Origin of the sequence: Pseudorhodoplanes sp. (genome assembly GCF_050250235.1) — a bacterium.
Classification (GTDB): domain Bacteria; phylum Pseudomonadota; class Alphaproteobacteria; order Rhizobiales; family Xanthobacteraceae; genus Pseudorhodoplanes.
The window spans coordinates 44729-60818 of record NZ_JBFWPA010000002.1; the positions used below are offsets into that span (position 1 = coordinate 44729).

A 16090-nucleotide genomic window follows, 5' to 3' on the forward strand; every position below is an offset into this window, starting at 1 on the left:
CGCCCCTTCGAGACGGCGCTTCGCGCCTCAGGATGAGGGCGGAAGCTGGTACGCAAATTGGTTTGATCCCATGCTCACACGTCCCTCCGACGGCGAACAGCGCGACGCGATGCGTACGCGCGCCCGCGCGATCCATGAAGCAGGCTCGCTTGCAGAGGCGTTAGCCGGAGGCGCTCTGCCGAAGCTAGTTGAGACGACGCTGTCGGAAGCCCTCGTCCTCGGACTGCTGAAGCAGGGCGTGAGCAAATATCTCGCGATCTTCGGCCATGGCTCGACCGATCTCGGCGACGTGCTGCGCATCTACGAGGAGGAGGGCGTCACCCGCACCTTCAATTTCCGCAACGAGGTCGAGATGGCGCATGCCGCGACCGCGTTGCGCTGGCAATATGGCGAAATCCCCGCCGTCGTCACCTCGATCGGGCCGGGTGCACTGCAAGCCTTCGCAGGCTCGCTTGCGGCTGCATCGAACGGCGTCGGTGTCTATCATATCTACGGTGACGAGACGACCTTCGGCGAAGGCTACAACATGCAGCAGGTGCCGAAGGAGGAGCAGGGCCTGTTCGGCCGCATGACGGCGCTGATGGGTGGCTCCTATGTGCTGCACACGCCGGAAGCGCTGCGCGACGCGCTGCGCCGCGGCACACTCGCGGTCAATCATCCCTATCGTGCCGGCCCGTTCTATCTGCTGCTGCCGCTCAATACCCAGCCGCAGCGCATCACCGTGAACATCGCGGCTTTGCCCGACCGGCCCGATTTACCGGTGCTCGCGCCCGTCGACGACAAGCCCTATGTGAAGGCGGCGCGGCTGATCGCGCAGGCGACGAGCATTGCGATCAAGGCCGGCGGCGGCACCCGCGGCCATGACGCGGCCGTGCGGCGCCTTGCCGAGATGTCGGGCGCGGCGGTCGTATTGTCGCCGGGGTCGACCGGCGTCCTGCCCGACGCGCATCCGCAGAACATGCATGTCGGCGGCTCGAAAGGTTCGATCAGCGGCAATTTCGCGATGGCCAATGCCGAACTGGTCATCGTGATCGGCTCGCGCGGCGTGTGTCAGGCGGATTGCTCCGGCATTGGCTACAAGGCGGCGAAGCACGTCATCAACATCAACGGCGATTTCGCCGACGCGCTGCATTACAACCACACCACCGCGCTTGCGGGTGACATCGGCGCGGTGATCGAGCGGCTGTGCGTGCATCTCGCCGGCGCCAGCGCCAACAAGGCGGACTGGCTTAAGTCCTGCGCCGCGAAGAAGGCGGAATGGACAGCCTTCAAGAAGGCGCGGTTCGATGCGCCGCCGGCCCATGACGCGGCATGGCAGCGTGCGGTGCTCTATCAGCCCGCCGCGATCAAGGTGGTGGCGGATTTCGCCAAGGAAATCGACGCGGCAAAATTCTTCGATGCGGGTGACGTCCAGGCCAACGGCTTCCAGATCGTCGAGGACGACCAGACGGGCGACACCTTCACCGAGTCGGGCGCGTCCTATATGGGCTTTGCGGTGAGCGGTCTGCTCGCGTCGCCGATGGCCGACAAGCCGCGTTACGGCATTGCCTTCACCGGGGACGGGTCCTTCATGATGAACCCGCAGGTGCTGATCGACGCGGTCGAGCACAAATTGCGCGGCATGATCGTGATCTTCGACAACCGCCGCATGGCTGCGATCACCGGACTGCAGATCGCGCAATACGGCCGGGAATTCCGTACCAGCGATTCGGTCGCAGTCGATTACGTGCAGCTTGCCGGCGCGGTGAAGGGCGTGCGTGCGGCGCATGGCGGCTGCAGCGCGGACGAATTGCGCGCTGCTCTGAAACAAGCACACGCGCATAACGGCCTGTCCGTCCTGCATGTGCCGGTTTACGCGGGGCCGGAAGAACTCGCCGGGCTCGGCGCCTTCGGGCAATGGAATGTCGGCAACTGGTGCGAGGGCGTCCAGCGCGAGTGGATCACACAGGATATTTGAGGCGCCGGGACGCGTACGGGGCACGCGTACGGGGTCACAAGACCAGGCAAAATAAGACCTTCCCGCGCCGATATTAGCCTTTTTATCGACTTTTCCCTGGCAGCCGCTTGACCAGGGAACCCGTTGTTCCCCATGCTTATGGCTGTCGACCCGGCCAGGTGGTCCGGGTGGCAGTAGACGGCTGTCAGAGTATGGAGGGAGCCATGAAAAAAATCGCGATTGCACTTCTGATGACGGTTTCATTTGCAGCAAGCGCTTACGCCGCGGCACCGGCCAGCTGCGCCAGCAAGCTGGTCGGCGTATGGAGCCACCAGAACGGCTTCACGACCGTTTATCCAAACGGCGTGGCGGTTGCCGTGTGGCCCTACCGGTGGACTTGCAAGGGCAATCACTACACCTTCACCAGCCCGAGCGGTATGTCATGGACACAAAGATTGTCCCGGAACGGCAAATACTTGATCGGGCCGCCGTTTAACTCGGCACGGGTTCGCTAGAATCGTGTGAAGGAAGCGCTGCATGGGGTTGTGACCTCCGTTGCAGCGCGGTCGCACAGCCTTGTCCGGTGAGAATCGCCGGCAACACCAGCCGCACGTGATTGCGGCATCGGCGCCGCCGCTACCGGCGGCGGCAGTGGGTGAATTCGCCTCGACTTGTCGACGGGTGAGGCCGCAAGTGATTTTGCGTGCCACGCCGAATCCGGTCTTTGCGTTCGCGGCGGCGACCGCGACTATACGTGCTTGTACGCCCGCGCGTGATAGACCAGCGCCTTCTCGGCGTTGGCGAGCCGGATCGCCGCGACTTCGCCGAAATAGATGTCGTGGGTCGCGACCGACTTCATTTCAAGTACCCGACAATCGAGCGCGGAGATCGCGTTGGTGAGTACCGGCGCACCGGTCTCGAGCGCGATCCAGTCGCCGCGCATGAAGCGTTCGGCCATGAACACGCCGGTGCGGCCGGCGAACACGTTCGCCAGTTCTTCCTCGCTGGACGCCAGCGTGTTGACACAGAACACCTTGTTGTCGCGCATCACCGGTGTGATCTGGCTCTTGCGATTCAGGCAGACCAGTACGGTCGGAGGCGAGTCCGACACCGAAGCCACCGCGGTCGCCGTGAAGCCGGCCCGGCCGGCGGTGCCTGACGTCGTGATGATGTGAACCGCGGCGCCGAGCCGGCTCATGGCTTCCCGGAAGATCGCAGGCTCGGCCAGCGGCGCGCCGGGAACGGCTGGTGCCGCGGCCTGATCGCGCTCCCAGACACTGACGGGTGAATTGTCGATCCAGCTCATGCGTGCCGCTTCCAGGATTGCAGGAGCGGCGCTTGTCGACTACAGCCCCAGCAGCCGTTTCGTGTTGCCGCCCACGATTTTGCCCACCGTAGCAGAATCGAAAGCGTCAATGGAAGCCACATGACCGATCGGGTCGTAATCGGCCATGTCGAACGGATAGTCGGTCCCCATGACCACGTGGTCGGGCCCGAAGGCTGTTACCAGCGCCTCGAGCTGGTCGTTCGAGAACACGACGGTGTCGACATATATCTGTTTCAGATAGCTGGTCGGCGGTTTCGGCAGGTCGGCATGGGCGTCGGATCGCGCGCCCCAGACATGGTCGATGCGCCCGTAATATGCGCCGAGATAGCCGCCGCCGTGCACCGCCAGAAGTTTCAGCTTCGGGTGGCGATGGAGCACGCCGTCGAAAATCAGGTAATGCAGCGCGATCGTGGTCTCCAGCGGATTGCCGATGACATTGTTGAAGTAGAATCGCTTCAGCCGCTCGCCATGGGTGAAGCCGTTCGGATGGATGACGACCAGCAGGCCGAGCTCTTCGGCCTTCTTCCAGAACGGCGCGGCGACCGGATCGGACAATTCCCTGCCGTCGATATTGGTCAGGATCTGCACGCCCCGGAAGCCGAGGCTCGCGATCCGATCCAGTTCCTTCGCCGCTTCCTCGCCATGGGGCAGCGGCACGGTGCCGAACGGGATCAGACGGTCGGGCTGCCTGGCGCAATATTCGCCGATGCCGTCATTGACGAGCTGCGCCGCCTTGACGCCGGCCTCGACCGGCAGCGTGTAATAGCACTGCCCCGGCGGCGGCTTGATCACCTGCATGTCGATGCCCATGGCGTCGAGATTGCGAAGCCGCGGCTCGAATTCGACGATGCGCGTCTTCATGTCCGCGTCCTGCTTGGCGTTCACCGCGGCGACGTCAGCCGACTGGAAGTCGTGCAGCCCGGGATTGCGCGCATTCTGCTGCGCGACATACGCGCCGGCGGCGGGCACCGCGACATGCGAGTGAATGTCGATGGTCACACTTTGCGGCCGGCTTTCGCGACCGGGCTTGCCATGGTGGCGGGCTGCGGTGGGCTCGTACCTGTTCCAGGCGGTCATGGGTGCACTTTCGTTTCAGCAAGTTCCGGTGCGGCCGCAGGCGGGCTCGCTCGCTGCGCTGGCGCGCCGGTATGACAAGAAAGATGGTCCCGGAATGACAGCGAGAGGGGCTGTCATCAAAATACCCCGAGCTGCTGCGCGATCAATGCATGGTCGCTCTTCACCATGTCGGCGCAGCCATTGAACGCGACGCGCCCGGTATTGATGATCACGACCTCGTCGGCAAGATCGAGCGTGAGCTTGATGTTCTGTTCGACCAGCACGATCGACTGCCCCTCCGCCTTGAGCTGCGCGATGGTGCGGCCGACCTCGGCGACAAGCTGCGGCGCAAGTCCCTCCGACGGCTCGTCCATCAGCAGCACGCGCGGATTTCCCATCAGCGCGCGGCCGATCGCGAGCATCTGCTGCTCGCCGCCGGAGAGCGACCCGGCAAGCTGGGCTTGGCGCTCCTTCAGACGCGGAAACAGCGCGTAGACGCGCTCGAAATTCCATTCCGGCCGGCTGTCGGCTCGCTTGCGGCGCTGCTCGGCGACGCTGAGATTCTCCTGCACGGTCAGCGAGCGGAACACCCGGCGTCCCTGTGGCACGAGACCGATACCGCGATGGGCGATGGTGTCGGGCGCGAGCCCCGCAATCTCCTCGCCGAACAACCGGATCGAGCCGTGGCGGGGCTTCAGGAAGCCCATGATCGACGACATGCAGGTGGTCTTGCCGGCGCCGTTGCGGCCGAGCAGGCCGAGCAGATGACCTTCCTCCAGCGCGAAGCTCACGCCATGCAGGACGTGGCTGTCGCCATAATAGGCATCGACATCGGACACGGCGAGTGCTTGCGTCGCGGGATCAGTCGCCAAGATAGACCTCCCGCGTGCGCGGATCGGCCACGACTTCGCTCCGGCTGCCTTCCACGATCACCTCGCCGTAATGCAGGAGCGTGATCCGCTCGGCGAATTCCAGCGCGGTATCCATGTCGTGTTCGATCATCACGATGGTGACGTCGCGCGGAATCGTTTTCAGAAGCGCGCTCAGGGTCTTGCGTTCCTCCTGCGAGAGCCCGGCGAGCGGCTCGTCGAGCAGCAGCACCTTGGGTTTCTGCGCGAGAGCCATCGCGAATTCGAGGCGCCGGCGTTCGCCGTAGGAGGTTTCCGCAACGATCCGGTCGGCGCTGCCGTCGAGGCCGACCTGCGCCAGCGCCTCCTGCGCCGCCTTGTTCATGGCGGTCCGGCCCGACAGCGCGGCCCATGGATTCCAGCGCACCGGATCGAGCCCGAGCAAGGCGAGCTTGACGTTATGGAGCAGCGTTTCCTTCGGAAACAGCGTGAGTATCTGGTAAGTGCGGGCGAGGCCGAGATGCACCCGCCGCTCGGTCGGCATGCCGACCAGTTCCTGGCCGAACAGCTTCACCGATCCTGTGTCGGCGGTCAGATCGCCGGTGATGAGATTGAACAGCGTGGTCTTGCCGGCGCCGTTCGGGCCGATGATCAGCCGGCGCTCTCCGGGCATGACGGTCAGCGACACATTCCGGGTCGCCGGCAGGCCGCCGAACCTTTTGTTGAGGCCGTCGATGGCGATGGCAGGCGTCATTCGGCCGGCTCCGCGGCGGCCGTCGGAGCCTTGGGCCCGTTGCGATTGACCCACCGCATCCACAGCGCGCGGCAGCCCGGCACCAGCCCCAGCGGCATGAAGATGATGACCGCGATGAAGATCGCACCCAGCAGCGTGTTCCAGCGCTCGACATAGGTCGATGCGACATTCTTGATGAGGGTGATGATGGCGGCGCCGACGATCGGCCCGGTCAGCGAAGAGGCGCCTCCCAGGATCGCCATCAGCAGGATTTCGGCGGATTGCTGCAGCGTCAGCGCATGCGGCGACAGGAACACGTTGTAATAGACAAACATCAGCCCGCCGACCGATCCCCAGAAGCCTGCGATCACGAAGGTCAGCCACTGCACCATCCAAACATTGTGCCCAAGCATGCGCATGCGGCGCGGCTGGTCGCGGGTGCCCATCAGGCTGGCGCCGAAGGGCGAGCGCGAAAACCGCCACATGCCGAACAGCGCCGCGGCGAACACCACCAGGGTGAAATAATAGAACGATGTGGCGGTCGTGATGTCGAAGCCGAAGGGTTGCGGGCGCGCCGGCAGGCTGATGCCGTTGTCGCCGCCGGTCAGCGTGTTCGCACGATAGGCGATACCCCACACGATCTGCCCGAGCGCGAGCGTGATCATCAGGAAGCCAAGTCCCGGCGCGCGAAGCGACAGCATGCCGAATATGCCGGCGCAGATGGTGGAAAGGATGAGTGCGACGATCGCCGCCAGCAGCGGATGCCAGCCCGCGACGGTGAGCAGGATGCAGGTATAGCCGGCGACGCCGATATAGGCTGCGTGGCCGAGCGACACCATGCCGCCGAAACCCAGCATCAGGTTGAGGCTGAGCGCGAGTATCGCGAAGATCAGCACCTGGCTCGCCATGTTGATGTAGAATTCGTGCGTGATGATGCGTGGCAACGCGATCAGCAGCGCCGCTGCGATGACCAGCGCGATGATGTTGCCGCGGTTCACAATTGCACCCGTCCGAACAGGCCCTGCGGCAGGAATACGAGCACCAGCACCATCGGCAGGAACAGCACGAAATAGGCGAGGTCGGGCACCAGCGCGATGCCGAAATTATAGAGAAAGCCGACCACGAAGCTGCCGACAAAGGCGCCGAGCAGCGAGCCCGCGCCGCCGAGGATCACCACGATCAAGGCGAGCGGGAGCATGTCGGCATCGAGCCCCGGATAGGCATTCAGGATCGGTCCGCCGAGCACGCCGCCGGTGCCGGCCAGCGCCGCGCCGAGCAGGAACACCATGGTGAACAGCCGGCCGACCGGAATGCCGACGCCCCGCGCCATCTCCATGTCATCGACGCCGGCGCGGATCATCGCCCCGATGCGCGTGCGCTCCATCAGAAAATAGAGGCCGACCGCGGCAACGAGTGCCAGCCCCAGCACCACGAGGCGATAGGTCGGGAACGCCATGCCGAAATAGCGCAGCGGCGGACGCAATTCGGCCGGCGCCGGCAGTGGCATCGGATCGCCGGTCCAGATCAGCAGGCACAGGTCGGCGATGATGAAGGAAAGCCCGAGCGTGACCAGCACCTGGCCCTGTGCGTTGCCGGGCAGTCGCCGCAGCACGAAGCGCTCCAGAATGATCCCGACCAGTCCGACGCCGAGTCCCGCGCCAATCGCCGCGATCCAGAAATTGAGTTTCAGCGACAGCAGCGTATAGCCGAAATAGGCGCCGAGCATGAAGAACGCGCCATGCGCCAGATTGGGAATGCGCATCAGCCCGAAGATCAGCGAGAAGCCGGACGACAGCAGGAACAACAGGCCGCCGAACGCGACCGAGTTCAGCGTTTGGATGATCCAGAATTGCATTGCGTGATATGCGCCCCGGTGCCGCTTTAACCTCTCCCCGCGTGCGGGGAGAGGTCGGATCGCGAAGCGGTCCGGGTGAGGGGGACGCGCCGCAACGCAAGTCTCGAAGTGAGCCCCTCACCCGGCTCGGACCTGACGGTCCTCGCCACCCTCTCCGCGCTGAAGTGGGGAGAGGGAAGGAAGAGCGAGCTAGTTCTCCAGATTCTTCGCGGGCGGGAAGTCGCGCGAATAGACCGGCGATTTGAGGAATTCCTCCGGCTTGTAGGTCCAGAACTGGCTGACATCCGGATAGGTCTTGACCACCGCGTTGACCAGCTTGCCGTCCTTGCGTTCCACCTTGCGGATATAGAGGTTGCCGACCACGTTGCCGTATTCGTCGAAATGCATCGGGCCGCGCAGGGATTCCTTCATGTTCACGCCCTTCAGCGCTTTCATGAAGTTGTTCTTGTCCTCGATATTGCCCTTTACCTGCTTCAGCGCCTCTTCCAGCACCTCGCCGCAGAGATAGGTTTCGGCCGCATAGACGCCCGGATCGACCTTGTAGTCCTTCTGGATCGCGGCGACGAACCGCTTGTTGATCGGATTGTCGAGCTGCGCCGAATACCAGTTGCCGGTCACGGCGCCGAGCGCGTCGTCACCGATCTGCTGCAGCAGGGACTCGTCCACCGGCGTGAAGCCGCCGAGGATCTGCGCCTTGTTGCCGTATTCGCGCAGCTGCTTGATGAACTTGAAGCCGTTGGAACCGGCGTGACCGGTATAGACCGCATCGAGGTCCGGCTTGAGCTGCGATATATAGGTGCCGTAGTCCGGGGCATTGAGCGGCGTGAACAGTTTCTGCACCACCTTGCCGCCTGAATCCTCGAACACGCGCAGGAAGCCCGAGACATTCTCGTGCCCGAAGGCGAAGTCGTCGGCGAGCGCCGCAACCCGTTTGATCTTCATGTCCCTGGCGGCGAAGTCGCCGACTGCATGACTGGGCTGCGCGGAGGTCGAACTGGGGCGCACCAGCCACGGATTCGCCTTGCGCTGCGTCATGTCTTCCGCGCCGGCCACGGTGAGAATTGGCGTCTGGGTCGAGCGGATGTAGTCGTCGATCGCCAGCGCCTCGAATGCGGCGAGCGGTCCGATCAGGCAATTGACCTTGAAGCGCTCCACCAGTTCCTGGGTCTTGGTGCGGGTTTGCGCCGGATTGCCCGCGGTGTCGGCGGTGTGCATTTCAACCTTGCGGCCTGCCAGCGTGTTGTTGCGTTCCCTGAAGAAAGCCGTGAGGCCCTGTTCCATCTGAATGCCGCCCGAAGCGAGCGGCCCGGTTTTCACGGTGAGGAATCCGACCTGGATCGGCGCGGCCTGCGCAACGGCGGCAGGAATTTTCAGAACCTGCGAGCCCACACCAGCAGCGAGCGCGCCCTTGATGGCGCTCCGTCGATTGATCGTCACGGCATTACCTCCCTGTTGTTTGCTTCCGTGCGTGTTCGCGCCCGGAGCTATTGATTGGCGTTTCCTCTTGCGGCGCGACGCTTCAGCGTCTTGTTCCAAAATCTTGGTTGTTGTGCCGTCGCAAAGACTATAGCGCGCCTTTTCGGGCTTTCGTCCAGCGTTCTGCGATCACGATTGCCTTGATTTTGATCGTGAGTTTTGACCTGGCGGGATGACCGGCAGCAGCAGATAGGGTTTCCGGCTTCGGCTCCAGTGCAGGGATGTTGCACCTGCGAAGATTGCGGGCGGGCGATCCATCGGATCGTCATGCAGGAACGGGCCGCAGCCCTTCAGTTCGTTCTTGAAATTGGATAGCCGGCCGCCGCTTGACCCGCCATACTCATAGTCCTTTCCGCGAAGTGTGAGTGCCACGCGGTATCCCTTTGGGACCACGATGCAGGTCGGCCAGATCTCGACATCGAGTTCGGCAATTTCGCCGCGCTTCAGCGGTCGCTTTTCATCATGTGAATGATAGGGCCGCCACGGCTTCGACAGTTTGTGATCGAGCTTGCGATGCGAGGCGCGCAGCCAGCCCTGGGCGATCGGTGTATGCGGGTCGATCGCTCCCTGGAACACCACTTCCTTCAGGTCGGGCGAGAACACCCGCAGGATCGCGAATATGTCGGCATCGTTTGTGGAGGACGACACGAACAGTTTGAGTGCGGAAGGTCCGGTGAGTTCAGTGTCGCGGGGCAGCGGCGGTGTGAGAAAGGTTACACCATCGTCCATCGCATCGAATGTCACCTTGACCGCTTTCGCGGATGCTGTGGCCGACAGCGTACCGTCCGGCCGCAGATAGAACCTCGTCCAGCGCGTGCGCTTCAGCGGCCAATCGCTTTCGGCACGCTCGACGAACCGGTCGATATGGCGGACCTGGAGCAGCACGCGCGGCTGCCTGGTCCAGCCATTGTCCCGGCCGTGCAGAAAATGATCGAAGAAGCGAAGCTGCAGCTCGCGTCCGTAATCGGTATAGAAATGCGTCCAGTGCTCGATGCCGTGCGCTTCCAGCCATTTCTCTTTCGACGCCGCCCGGACAAAGCCTTCGAAATTGCCCCGCGGATGCAGACCCTGGCCGCCCCAATTGGCCGCGGACAGAAACGGCACCGTCACCTTCGACCAGTCCGGCGAGCGCGCCTTGTGGTAGTCGTCGTCGAGCGGATGCGCGCGAATATCGCTGCCGAAATCGCAGCGATTGGCCTGCAATTGCGCTTCGGTCAGCGTCTGCGGACCGCAGACCAGTTCGTCATGCACCCGCGACCGGCGCCCGCGTTCGCCCGCGCCGTATTGCACGGTCTTGACCTGCATGTCGTACCAGTTGGCCCAGAAGGTCGACAGGATGCCGCCATGATGCGTCATGTCGCGGTACCAGTCGGCGGCGCCTTCCCAGATGCACATGGCGGCGAGATGCGGTGGCTGCAGCGACGCGACATGCCACTGATTGATGCCGTAATACGAGACGCCGTTCAGGCCGACCTTGCCGTTGGACCAGGCCTGCATGCCGGCCCATTCGATGCATGCGTAGAAGTCGCGCGTTTCGCGCGGCGAGAAATGGTCGATGAAGCCCGGTGAACAGCCGCAGCCGCGGGAGTCCACGCGCACGCAGATATAATCGTGCGGGACCCATTTCTCCGGGTCGACCACCTCCCAGTTCTGATAGCGGTTGCTCGATCCGGCGGCGACGTCCGGATGCTGTGTGACCATGCGCTCCCAGGCGCTCGGATAGCCGTCCTGGAAGGCCAGGCCCTTCGCATAAGGCCCATAGGTCAGGAGCGCCGGATAGAGGCCGCTTTTCACTGGGCGAAAGACGTCGGCGCGCAGGACGACGCCATCATCCATCGCGATCGGCACATCGAAATCGATGCGCATGCCGTCGCGCGTCTCGCTGCGGTGCTGGTGAGTGTTCATTTCTCTCGGTCATTCCGGAGCGCTGAGGAGCAGCGAACCCGGAATCCGGGGCCTAGCATTGTGAGCATTTCTGGATTCCGGGCTCGTGAACTTCGTTCACGCCCCGGAATGACGCCATAGCGCGAAGCTTTTGCCAAGTGCGCTGCGGACGCGCTAACAATGGCGCAAGCTTCCATCAGCGGAGCCGGGAGGAGCGCTAGATGCGTGTCGGAATAGCCGGTCTCGGCAAGATGGGCGGGGCTATTGCAGCGCGGCTCATGGAGTGCGGCCACGACTTGATCGTCTGGAACCGCTCGGCGGACAAGGCGGCAGGGCTCGCCGATGCGGGCGCCAAAGTCGCGTCATCGCCGGCCGATCTCGCGGCACAGGCGGACGCCATCGTCACCATCCTCACCGATGCCGCCGCGCTCGATGCGGTGTATGACGGCCCGTCGGGCCTTCTCTCCGCCGACGTGACCGGCAAGCTGTTCATCGAGATGAGCACGGTGCAGCCGGCGACCGAAATCGCGCTCGCGGGGAAAGTCCGTGCCAAGGGCGCGGCGTTCGTCGAATGTCCGGTCGGCGGAACCACGGGCCCGGCGCGGCAGGGCAAGCTGTTCGGCTTCGCCGGCGGCACCGATGTCGATGTCGCGCGCGCGAAACCGCTGCTCGACCAGATGTGCCGCCGCCTGGAGCATGTCGGGGAGGTCGGCGCCGGCGCCGGCACGAAGCTCGCGATCAACCTGCCGCTGATGATCTACTGGCAGGCGCTGGGCGAGGCGCTGGCGATCAGCCGGCACCTGAAGATCGAACCGCAGCGCATGCTCGATATTCTCGCCGATACCTCCGGTGCGCCGGCCGCCGTGAAGAACCGGGGGCCGAACATCGCGGCGTGGCTTGCGGGCGGCGATTTCGGCGCCGTGACCTTCAACCTCGACGACGCGCGCAAGGACATCCGCACCATGATCGCGCAAGGCAAGGCGGTCGGCGTGGACCTGCCGCTGATCGAGAAGACACTCGCCTGTTTCGACGAGGCCAGCGCGGCGGGTTACGGTCAGGGCGACGGATCGGGGCTGGCGGTCTATTGGGCGCGCCGAAACAAGGCTTGAGGAGACACAGCAAATGAGCGGACTGACACTGGCACAGGCGTCGACCATTCTCGACACCGCGCTGAAGACGGCGCGCGAGAAAAGCTTCCAGCCGCTGACGGTCGCGGTGCTCGACGCCGGCGGTCATCTGGTGGCGTTCAAGCGCGAGGACAAGTCCGGCATCCTGCGTTTCGACATCGCGTTCGGCAAAGCCTGGGGGGCGCTCGGCATGGGTCTGGGCTCGCGCACGCTGTTCGAGCGCGCCGAGAAGACGCCGATGTTCTTCACCACGCTGGCGGCGGCCAGCGGCGGGCGCGTGGTGACCAATCCCGGCGGGGTGCTCATCCGCGATGCGGGCGGCGATGTCATCGGCGCGGTGGGGATTTCCGGTGACACCTCGGACAACGACGAAATCTGTGCGATTGCCGGGATCGAGGCGGCAGGACTGAAGGCCGATCCCGGCGGCAGCAAGAAATAGCCTTCCCTTCACCCCCCGGAAAGGGGGGAGGTCGACGCGCGCAGCGCGTCGGGTGGTCCACTCCCACCACGACATGACTCCCCGGACCGCTGCGCGGTCCGACCCTTCCCTTGCAGGGAAGGTGACAGCAGCGGAGACGGTCAATATGCAATTCTTCTCCTGGTGGCGTTCGCTCGCATCGTTTCGCGTTCGCATTGCGCTGAACATCAAGGGGCTCTCGCCGGAGGTCGTCAACGTCGACCTGATGAAGGGCGAGCAGCGCAACGACGCCTATCGCAAGGTCAACCCGCAGATGCTGCTGCCGGCGCTGGTCACCGACGACGGCGCGGTGCTGTTCCAGTCGATGGCGATCATGGAATATCTGGACGACGTGCATCCGCACCCGAGTCTGCTTCCGTCGGAAGCGCTCGCGCGCGCGCGGGTGCGCGCCCTGTCGGGAATCGTGGCCTCGGATGCGCATCCGCTGATCGTTCCGCGGGTGCGCGACTATCTGGAACACGAGCTGAAGCTCGATGAGCCGGCGCGGATGAAATGGATTCATCATTGGCTCGGCGAGGGCATGAAGGCATTCGAGACCAATCTCGCGACCGGCAAGGACACCGGAATCTATTGCCAGGGCGACAGCGTGACGATGGCCGACATCTGCCTCGTCAGCCACGCCACCGGCTGCAATTTCTTCAAATACGATCTCGCGCCCTATCCCACGGTGCGGCGCATCGTCGAGACCTGCCTGAAGCAGGAGGCGTTCGCGAAGGCGCATCCGCTGAAGCAGCCCGGCGCGCCGGCCGCGACGTGACGCTTCCGCCGGATCAGAGCGCGCCCTGGATGCGGGTGCGGACGGCCTCGATATCGGGCAGCAGCTTGAGAAGATAGCGGCGATCGGTAATCGTGCTCGGCGCCGCCGCGCTGATCGAGGCGATGATCGTGCCCTGCCGGTTGCGAAGCGGAATCGCGATGCTGCGAACGCCGCGTTCGACCTCCTGATCGTTGATGGCGTAGCCCTGGGCGCGCACGACCCGAAGCTCGCGCAGGATTTCGGTCACCGTCACGCGGGTATGCGGCGTCCTTCTGCGCAGGTCCGAGCGCTGCAGGATGTCGCGCACCGCCGCTTCCGGCAATTCCGAAAGCAGGACGTGTCCATTCGCGGAGCAATAGGCCGGCAAGCGCGTGCCGAGCGCCATGCCGCCGAGGAGAACCCGCTGAACCAGCGTCCTGGCGATCACCACGGCTTCCGTGCCGTCGAGCACGGTAACAGTCATGGAATGGCGCCCGCGCTGGCTGATTGTCTCGATGATCGGCTGAACCAGACGTGGCAGCGGATTGGACGCGACATAGGCCTGTCCGAGCCGCAGCGCGCGCGCTGTCAGATGATAGTGATCGTCCTCGAACTGCACGAATCCGCATTTCTGCAATGTTCTCAGGCAGCGTCTTGCCGCGGCACGCGACAAGCCCGCAATTTCGGCGGCGCGGCTGATCGAAAGCGGTGCACGCTGGTGCTCGAACGCCTCGATTATCGCCAGCCCCTTCGCCAGACCTGCGATCTGTTCACCGTCGGATTTTCGATCGCGGGACAAGTCGGTTCGCATACCGAACAATTTGGTCATTTTTGTTGACCCACGCAAGTGGCGCCACCTAGCCTGATCTCCAGGTTGGTGCCAGTGGATGAGTGACATGAGTTTCGGTTCGCTTCCGTCGAACACGGCCGTGCTGATCGCGGGCGGTGGTCCCGTCGGCCTCGCCCTTGCCTGCGAACTGGGCCGGCGCGGAATTGAGGTCCTGCTGGTCGAGAAGCGCGGCGAAAAGCTCGGCTCGGCGCGCATGATCGAAGTCGGCGTCCGCACCATGGAGATCTGCAGGCAGATCGGAATAACCGACGAGATCTGGCGCTGGGGCTTCCCACACGATCATTCGCTCGACAGTGTATTCGTCACGCATCTCGACGGTCACGAGCTTGGCCGCGTCAAGGTCCCCACGCTGCGACAGCACCGGTCGTCGGAATTCAGCCCCGAACGCCCCGTTCCATGTCCGCAGACCTGGTTCGATCCGATTCTCAAGCGCCGCGCCCAGGGCTTCGAAAAGGTCCGGCTGGCTTACGAGACGAGGATCGAAAGCTTCGAGCAGGATTCCGAAGGCGCCACCGCCTGCCTCGTCGACTCGGTCACCGGTGCCGCGCGCTATGTTCGCGCGCAATACCTTGTCGGGTGCGACGGGTCGGACAGCCTCGTGCGCGACCGTCTCGGAATCCAGGTGCGCGGCCAGCGGCATCTGGACTGGTCGCTGAATATCTACCTGACCATTCCGAACTTCCGTTACTCGCATCGGACCCCGCCGGCCTTCCGCTACGTGTTCGTCGGACCCGAAGGCACCTGGTCGTTCCTGACCATGATCGACGGCAAGGATTTGTTCCGGCTGCAATTGCTCGGCGTGGACAGGGAAGCGCTCGAGCGTACGGATGTCGCGGCGATCATGCGCCGCTGCTTCGGTCGCGACGTGCCGTTCACCGTCGAGGACAAGATTCTCTGGGTGCGCAAGATGACGACCGCCGACCGGTTCATGGACGGGCGGGTGTTCCTTGCGGGAGACTCCGCGCACGCGCATCCGCCGAATGGCGGGCTTGGCATGAATATCGGCATCCAGGATGCGTTCGATCTCGGCTGGAAGCTTGCGGCGACGCTGCAGGGCTGGGGTGGGAGCGTTCTGCTGGACAGCTACGATTTCGAGCGGAGACCGGCGGCAAGTCGCGCCAATGAAGTCTCGCTGATGAACTACCGCCGGCTGACGGACGGCTCCGATGACGCAAACATCGCGGCCGAGACCGACGAAGGCAGGGCGGCGCGCGAGCGCATCGGCGCGCGGCTGGTCGAACAGAACACCAGGTCCTGGCTTCCGCCCGGCGTTCATCTCGGACACATCTATCACGCGTCCCCGATCGTGGTCCCGGACGGGACGCCGCCGCCGGCCGACGATACCTTCGGATATGCGCCGACCAGTTATCCGGGCGGGCGGGCGCCGCATGCATGGCTTGGTCCGCAGACATCGACGATCGATCTGTTCGGCGCGGGCTTCACGCTTCTCAGCTTCGCGGAGGGGTCGCCGGAGCCGCTGAAGCGCGCCGCGGAATCGCGCAACGTCCCGCTCGCGGTGCATCGGATCCGCAATCCGCAGGCGGCGGCGCTCTATCGGACCGCTCACGTGCTGGTGCGTCCCGACGGCCACGTCGCGTGGCGGGGCGACACCCTGCCCGAGGATTGCGCCGCGCTGATCGACATCGTCAGAGGCGCGGGATTGCGGGTCGGCGCGTGCCGCGCCGGAGACAGATGGATGACCGCCGAGCATATGCGGCAATACGAACGGCGTTCACCGAATGTGGTTGCCTATCCAGGCTCTGCGCGCGCGGCTGGCTGAGCTG

General features: G+C 64.3%; 15 protein-coding genes. 6 read left to right on the forward strand and 9 right to left on the reverse strand.

Features of this window, described 5'->3' with window-relative positions; genetic code table 11:
- Positions 1-70: 70 nt before the first annotated feature.
- Positions 71-1957, forward strand: a complete 1887-nt coding sequence (locus tag AB7F49_RS01420) for a thiamine pyrophosphate-dependent enzyme (protein ID WP_428519551.1) — start codon at positions 71-73, stop codon at positions 1955-1957.
- A gap of 203 nt (positions 1958-2160) precedes the next feature.
- Positions 2161-2451, forward strand: coding sequence for a hypothetical protein (locus AB7F49_RS01425; RefSeq protein WP_428519553.1), 291 nt, complete (start codon positions 2161-2163; stop codon positions 2449-2451).
- A 233-nt stretch (positions 2452-2684) separates the two neighbouring features.
- On the opposite strand, the gene AB7F49_RS01430 is transcribed toward AB7F49_RS01425, so the two are convergent.
- The 8 genes from AB7F49_RS01430 to AB7F49_RS01465 all read right to left on the reverse strand — a co-directional run bounded on the left by AB7F49_RS01430 (position 2685) and on the right by AB7F49_RS01465 (position 11136).
- Entirely contained in the window at positions 2685-3242 is a 558-nt protein-coding gene (locus AB7F49_RS01430; RefSeq protein WP_428519555.1) for a flavin reductase, read from the reverse strand.
- Between the two features lie 39 nt (positions 3243-3281).
- On the reverse strand, positions 3282-4340 hold the full coding sequence (locus tag AB7F49_RS01435) for an amidohydrolase family protein (RefSeq protein WP_428519557.1): 1059 nt from the start codon (positions 4338-4340) through the stop codon (positions 3282-3284).
- 116 nt (positions 4341-4456) lie between these two features.
- On the reverse strand, positions 4457-5191 hold the full coding sequence (locus tag AB7F49_RS01440; protein WP_428519559.1) for an ABC transporter ATP-binding protein: 735 nt from the start codon (positions 5189-5191) through the stop codon (positions 4457-4459).
- A complete protein-coding gene (locus AB7F49_RS01445) occupies positions 5181-5921 on the reverse strand; it encodes an ABC transporter ATP-binding protein (RefSeq protein WP_428519561.1) in 741 nt (246 codons plus the stop codon). The genes AB7F49_RS01440 and AB7F49_RS01445 overlap by 11 nt, the downstream gene beginning before the upstream one ends.
- Entirely contained in the window at positions 5918-6898 is a 981-nt protein-coding gene (locus AB7F49_RS01450; protein WP_428519563.1) for a branched-chain amino acid ABC transporter permease, read from the reverse strand. Before AB7F49_RS01450 ends, AB7F49_RS01445 begins: the two co-directional genes overlap by 4 nt.
- Positions 6895-7755: a branched-chain amino acid ABC transporter permease gene (locus tag AB7F49_RS01455; RefSeq protein WP_428519565.1), complete on the reverse strand. Its 861-nt coding sequence runs from the start codon at positions 7753-7755 to the stop codon at positions 6895-6897. The genes AB7F49_RS01450 and AB7F49_RS01455 overlap by 4 nt, the downstream gene beginning before the upstream one ends.
- A gap of 189 nt (positions 7756-7944) precedes the next feature.
- Positions 7945-9192, reverse strand: a complete 1248-nt coding sequence (locus AB7F49_RS01460) for an ABC transporter substrate-binding protein (RefSeq protein ID WP_428519567.1) — start codon at positions 9190-9192, stop codon at positions 7945-7947.
- A gap of 168 nt (positions 9193-9360) precedes the next feature.
- Positions 9361-11136: a CocE/NonD family hydrolase gene (locus tag AB7F49_RS01465; RefSeq protein ID WP_428519569.1), complete on the reverse strand. Its 1776-nt coding sequence runs from the start codon at positions 11134-11136 to the stop codon at positions 9361-9363.
- Between the two features lie 200 nt (positions 11137-11336).
- Here AB7F49_RS01465 and AB7F49_RS01470 point away from each other — a divergent pair, with 200 nt between their 5' ends.
- The 3 genes from AB7F49_RS01470 (at position 11337) to maiA (ending at position 13477) form a co-directional block, all read left to right on the forward strand.
- Positions 11337-12224 carry an NAD(P)-dependent oxidoreductase gene (locus tag AB7F49_RS01470; RefSeq protein ID WP_428519571.1) on the forward strand — a complete coding sequence of 296 codons (888 nt, stop codon included), beginning with the start codon at positions 11337-11339 and terminating at the stop codon, positions 12222-12224.
- A gap of 13 nt (positions 12225-12237) precedes the next feature.
- Entirely contained in the window at positions 12238-12681 is a 444-nt protein-coding gene (locus AB7F49_RS01475; protein WP_428519573.1) for a GlcG/HbpS family heme-binding protein, read from the forward strand.
- Between the two features lie 145 nt (positions 12682-12826).
- Positions 12827-13477, forward strand: coding sequence for a maleylacetoacetate isomerase (gene maiA / locus AB7F49_RS01480; protein WP_428519575.1), 651 nt, complete (start codon positions 12827-12829; stop codon positions 13475-13477).
- Positions 13478-13490: 13 nt separating this feature from the next.
- Here the strand turns inward: maiA and AB7F49_RS01485 are convergent, their stop codons facing one another.
- Positions 13491-14285, reverse strand: a complete 795-nt coding sequence (locus AB7F49_RS01485) for an IclR family transcriptional regulator domain-containing protein (protein WP_428519577.1) — start codon at positions 14283-14285, stop codon at positions 13491-13493.
- Between the two features lie 67 nt (positions 14286-14352).
- Here AB7F49_RS01485 and AB7F49_RS01490 point away from each other — a divergent pair, with 67 nt between their 5' ends.
- Positions 14353-16086: an FAD-dependent monooxygenase gene (locus AB7F49_RS01490; protein ID WP_428519579.1), complete on the forward strand. Its 1734-nt coding sequence runs from the start codon at positions 14353-14355 to the stop codon at positions 16084-16086.
- The last annotated feature ends 4 nt before the right edge of the window (positions 16087-16090 follow it).